General features: G+C 70.7%; 4 protein-coding genes. 3 read left to right on the top strand and 1 reads right to left on the bottom strand.

Annotated features, from left to right (window positions below; genetic code table 11):
- On the top strand, positions 1–554 hold a 554-nt coding region (locus ACFW2E_RS11665; RefSeq protein WP_384465065.1), incomplete at its 5' end, for a MarR family transcriptional regulator.
- A 21-nt stretch (positions 555–575) separates the two neighbouring features.
- Here ACFW2E_RS11665 and ACFW2E_RS11670 read toward each other — a convergent pair.
- A complete protein-coding gene (locus ACFW2E_RS11670; protein ID WP_384465068.1) occupies positions 576–2018 on the bottom strand; it encodes an MFS transporter in 1443 nt (480 codons plus the stop codon).
- Positions 2019–2156: 138 nt separating this feature from the next.
- Here ACFW2E_RS11670 and ACFW2E_RS11675 point away from each other — a divergent pair, with 138 nt between their 5' ends.
- Positions 2157–2837, top strand: coding sequence for a TetR/AcrR family transcriptional regulator (locus ACFW2E_RS11675; RefSeq protein WP_384465071.1), 681 nt, complete (start codon positions 2157–2159; stop codon positions 2835–2837).
- 386 nt (positions 2838–3223) lie between these two features.
- Positions 3224–4555, top strand: a complete 1332-nt coding sequence (locus ACFW2E_RS11680; protein WP_384465074.1) for a cytochrome P450 — start codon at positions 3224–3226, stop codon at positions 4553–4555.
- Positions 4556–4778 lie beyond the last annotated feature (223 nt).

The raw sequence follows: 4778 nt of genomic DNA on the forward strand, positions 1-4778 counted from the left end.
AGCCCGGCCGCCAGGATCCGTACCGAACGCTCCGGCAGGGCGCCGTGGGGGTTTTGGGCGGCCAGGGGGAGGGGGGGGGCGGCGGCGTTCCCCGGGGGCCCCCCCCCGCCCGCGGCCCCGGCCGGCCGGCCGGGGTGGCGGGCGGGGCGCCTCCGCCCGGCGGCCGCGCCCCCCCCCCCATCGCCGCGGCGCTGGCCCCGTTGGACCTGACCCATGTGCAGTTCGTGCTGCTCGCGACCACCTGGTGGCTGAACGGCCAGGGCGAGGCACCCAACCAGCTCGGCGTCGCCAGGCAGGCCGGCACGGACGTCAAGATGACCTCGCAAGTACTGCGCAGACTGGAGGACAAAGGGCTGATCCGCCGCGAAGTCGACCCCGCCGACACCCGCGCCAAGCGGCTGCACGTCACCTCCGAGGGTGCCGCACTGGCACAACGGGCCGTCAGCGCCGTGGAGGAGGCCGACGCCGCATTCTTCCGTGCCGTTCCCGACCCGGCCGCACTGCTGACGATGCTGCGGCCGCTCACCGGCCGGCACGACACTGACGGAACTTGACGTCCTGTTCGGTTCAGCGGGTCAATCCTGGACGGGCATCACATCGCGTTCGCCGGTCCGCTCAGCCTGTGCCGGCGGGCTCGTCCGGCGCACAACAGTGAGGGCGACGAGAACGGCGGCGACCAGAAGCACGGCGCCGAGGGTCAGGCCGAGCGCGTATCCGTCGTTGAGGGACTCGGGTGTGACTGTCCGGCCGATGCGGTGCTGTGCCGCGGTGCTGAGAGCGGCAAGTCCGAGTGAGGCTCCGATCTGCCGTGAGCTGTTGAGCAGACCCGAGGCGGTGCCGGCCTCGTGGGGAGCGACGCCTGCCGTGGCGATGGAGACGACCGGTCCGAGACAGAGCCCGAACCCTGCGCCGGCGACGATCGACGGCCCCAGGACGTCAGCGGTGAAGGTGCCGCCGGGACTGATCAGGCCGAACCACGCGAGACCGATCGCGGTGAGCAGACCGCCGATGACCAGAAGCACGCGGGGAACGAGTCGGTAGCCGAGTCTGACGGCGAGCAGGGAGCCGGCGATCAGTCCGAAGGTGAACGGCAGGAACATGGTCCCGGTCCGCGCCGGCCCCGTACCCAGGACGCGTTGCAGGTAGAGGGAGACGAAGTAGAAGGCCGGGGTCATGGCAGCCCCGGCCAGCAGATTGTAGGTGTTGGCGCCGGCTACCGAGCGGTTGGCGAACAGGCCGAGTCGGATCAGCGGTTCGCGGGTCGTGGTCCGCTCGACGCGGATGAACACGACCAGCAGGGAGGCAGCGGCCGCCAGGGTGGTCAGGGTGACCGGCGAGGTCCACCCGTGCCGATCGGTGCGGACGACTCCGAACACCAGCAGGGTCATGCCCGCCGTGGCCAGGGTGGCTCCGAGTACGTCCGGACGGCCACCGCGCACGGTCCGCGACCCGGCGGGAATGCCGCGCCAGGTCAGGGCCAGTGCGCAGGCGGCCATCGGCACGTTCACGAACATCACCCAACGCCAGCCGGCGTACTGGGTGAGCAGGCCGCCGATCAGGACCCCGAGCGCGCCTCCGGCCGCGTTCGTCGCACTCCATACGCCGAACGCGCGGACGCGGGCCCTGCCGGTGGGGAACGTAGCGGTCAGCAGGGCCAGCGCGGCCGGAGCCAACGCGGCAGCACCCATGCCCTGTACGGCCCGGGCAGCGACGAGTTGGGCAGGTCCCTGCGCCAGCCCGCCGGCCAGCGAGGCGAGGGCGAACAGGCTGAGCCCGAACAGCAGGACCCGTTTTCGGCCGTACCGGTCCGCGGCTTTGCCACCCAGGAGCAGCAGGCCACCGAATGTGAGGGCGTAGGCGTGGATCACCCAGGTCAGGCCGACCGCGCTGAATCCGAGGCCGGTAGCGATCCCTGGAAGTGCGACGTTCACGACCGACAGGTCCAGCGACACCATGAACTGCACCACGGCCACCACGGCCAGCGCGAGACCTGGCCGAACACCCGAACTGCGCGCCATCACAGACTCCGTCCCCGGCTCCCAATCGACTTTTCGAACATGTTCCGAAAGTAGCATCGGGGTCGGTCGCTGTGAACACCGAAGGCCCGATCCGCATCCGTCTCACGCCCTGGGACAGCGGGACGGCATGATGGGGCCATGCCCCGACCCACCGCACCGCAGGGCCGCACCGGCCGGCCGCCCGTGACCTCCCGTGCGCAGATCCTGACGGCAGCCCGTCAGCTCATCGACCGGGACGGCTGGGAGAAGCTGACCATCCGTCGGCTGGCCGCCGAGATCGGCATCGGGGCGACGACGCTGTACCACCACATCCGGAGCAAGGACGACCTGCTGGTCCTCCTGCTCAACCACTACATCGATCAGATCGGGCGGCCCGAGTTGCCCACTGCTCCACGTGACCGCATCGTCATGGCCGCCACAGCGATGCATGACGCCCTGGCAGCCTGGCCCTGGGCCGCAGAGGTACTCACGGCCGACGGTTTCGTCGGCCTCCTCGACGAGTCGGCGCTGTGGATGGTCGAAGCCGTCGTGGCCGGGGCCGACGACCACGGGTGCACACCCGAGCAGGCCGTCGACGTCTTCCGCAGCATCTGGTACTTCACGGTCGGCGAAGTCCTTGTCCGCGCCCACTCCGCCCGATCGCGTGCCGAGGACGGACATCCCGCCTACCGCGAAGCCTTCGACGCGTCGGTGGTGCCACACCTGGCCGCCATCGGGAGCCGATGGGCCGCGCTGGCCGCGCGGGACATCTACCCGCACGGCCTGCGTACCTTCGTCGACGCACTGCTCGCGCGAGCTCTCGAAGTCGACGTCGAGTGAGGAGTTGCGAAGTCCGCGACCCGGACTCGGCGAGGCCGTGGAGGCCGGCCCACTTCATGAAACAGCCAGCCGGTGAAGCGTCGGGAATCGCGCTCCCGCCGTGACAGTGCTGCCGCCACGCCGGCTGTCACGACGACCACGCCACCGGCCCCGAGCAGAGCAGGCAGGCCCGGTCGAGACGGGCCCGACGTGCTCCGCGTTCCGCGGCATCCGCCGGGCGACCAGCATCCGCACATCCGCCGTTCGGCCGATCGGCCGCGAGCCCAGCCAGCAGCCGGTCCGCGCACGCACAGAGGTGGACTGTCACCGAACGTCCCCACTCGCGTACAGTCCGTCGGGACAGTGCTCCGTGACGGCCGCGCCAACGGTTGACCGGGAGAATGTGCATGGAAACCGAAGCCGGCCCCGACTCACTTCCCCGCGTTCCCGGAACGGGGCGGCCGATCCCCGAAGCGGAGCCCGGGCTCGTGGAGCGGTGGCAGTCGCGGGGAGGTGAACTGGTCGAACTGCTCTCCGAGGTGCACGGGCGGCTGGGTGGCATCGCCTCGTTCCGCGTCGGGCCCACCCCCACCGTGCTCGTCACCGAACCTCGGGCGGTCCAGCACGTACTCGCCCGCTGCCCGGAGCGGTACGTCAAACGCTCCCACCGCGCCCGTCTGCTGATCGGAGACGGTCTCCTCGCCGCCACGGGTGCGGCCTGGAAGCGGCAACGCCGGTTGCTGCAGTCCCAGTTCACCGGTGCCGGAATGCGCCGGTACGAACAGCGGATCGCCGAGGCCGCCCGGACCACGGCCGATCGCTGGGACGGATACGCCCGTACCGGTCGGAGTTTCGATGTGGCTGAGGAGATGCGCCGTTTCGCGCTGGACGCCATCTGGCGCTCGCTCACCGGACACCCGCTCGACGATGCCATCGAGCGCCAACTGGCCGCGGTGGCAGCAGTAGTGGCCGCTCTGCCGACTCTTCCCGCTGATGTCACCGAGGCCCAGGACGCCGTTGCCACTGAGCTGGCGCGTATCGATGCGGTCGCCCGGCACGCCGTCGAGGCCGCCCGCAGCGGAGCGGCAGGCCCCGGTGGTCCGGGCCTGCTGCACATTCTGACCGAGGCCGCCGCTGAGCACCCCGAGTACACGAACCGGCTGATCCGCGACGAGCTGGTCACGTTGCTCGTTGCCGGGCACGAGACCACCGCCGCGACCCTCACCTGGCTGCATCTGCTCCTCGACCGGAACCCGGCCGCTCGCGAACATGCTCTCGCCGTCGGCCCAGAAGGCTCAACGGAACGTCGTCAGGCGATCCAGGCACTGGTCCACGAGACACTCCGGCTCTACCCACCGGCCTGGCTGCTGCCCCGCCACGCCGCCGAGGACGACACCCTCGCCGGCCATGCCGTCGCAGCCGGCACCGACGTCCTGGTCTGCCCGTACCTCACGCACCGTGATCCCGGACTTTGGTCGGCACCGGAGCGGTTCGACCCTCGCCGCTTCATCACCCCGGACGGCCGGCCCACCAACCCGGGGGCCTATTACCCCTTCGGTATCGGTCCCCGCGCCTGCCTCGGCCTGCAGTTCGCGCTGCGCGAATCGGTCGCCCTTCTCGAGCACCTGCTGCCGGTCCACGTCCCGTCCCTCCGCTCGACTCCGCCGAAAGCGGTGTACGGCATCACGGTCCGCCCCGACGGCCCCGTCCCTGCGACCCTGCAACCGCCACGCGTATGAGCCACGGAACTCCGACGCTACGGAGTCGAATTCGACGGTGCCTGTGGAACGGCGCTCCCGGAGCGTCGAACTGACGTTGGTGCGTGAAGGACAGCTTTCCTGACGATCTGCGCCAAGCACAGCGAGATCTCGAGCACGTGCGCGACGAGCCGGCCGTTCCGGTTGCGAAGCTGCCGTGCCCGTCGCGAGCGGCCACACCAACGCGCCATCATCCCCCTGCACT

It is taken from the genome of Streptomyces sp. NPDC058964, assembly GCF_042741275.1.
Lineage (GTDB): Bacteria > Actinomycetota > Actinomycetes > Streptomycetales > Streptomycetaceae > Streptomyces.

Bases quoted from the DNA above. Each gene is read 5' to 3' on its own strand.
- ACFW2E_RS11670 (WP_384465068.1), bottom strand. From the start codon at position 2,018: ATGGCGCGCAGTTCGGGTGTTCGGCCAGGTCTCGCGCTGGCCGTGGTG.
- ACFW2E_RS11675 (WP_384465071.1), top strand. From the start codon at position 2,157: ATGCCCCGACCCACCGCACCGCAGGGCCGCACCGGCCGGCCGCCCGTG.
- ACFW2E_RS11680 (WP_384465074.1), top strand. From the start codon at position 3,224: ATGGAAACCGAAGCCGGCCCCGACTCACTTCCCCGCGTTCCCGGAACG.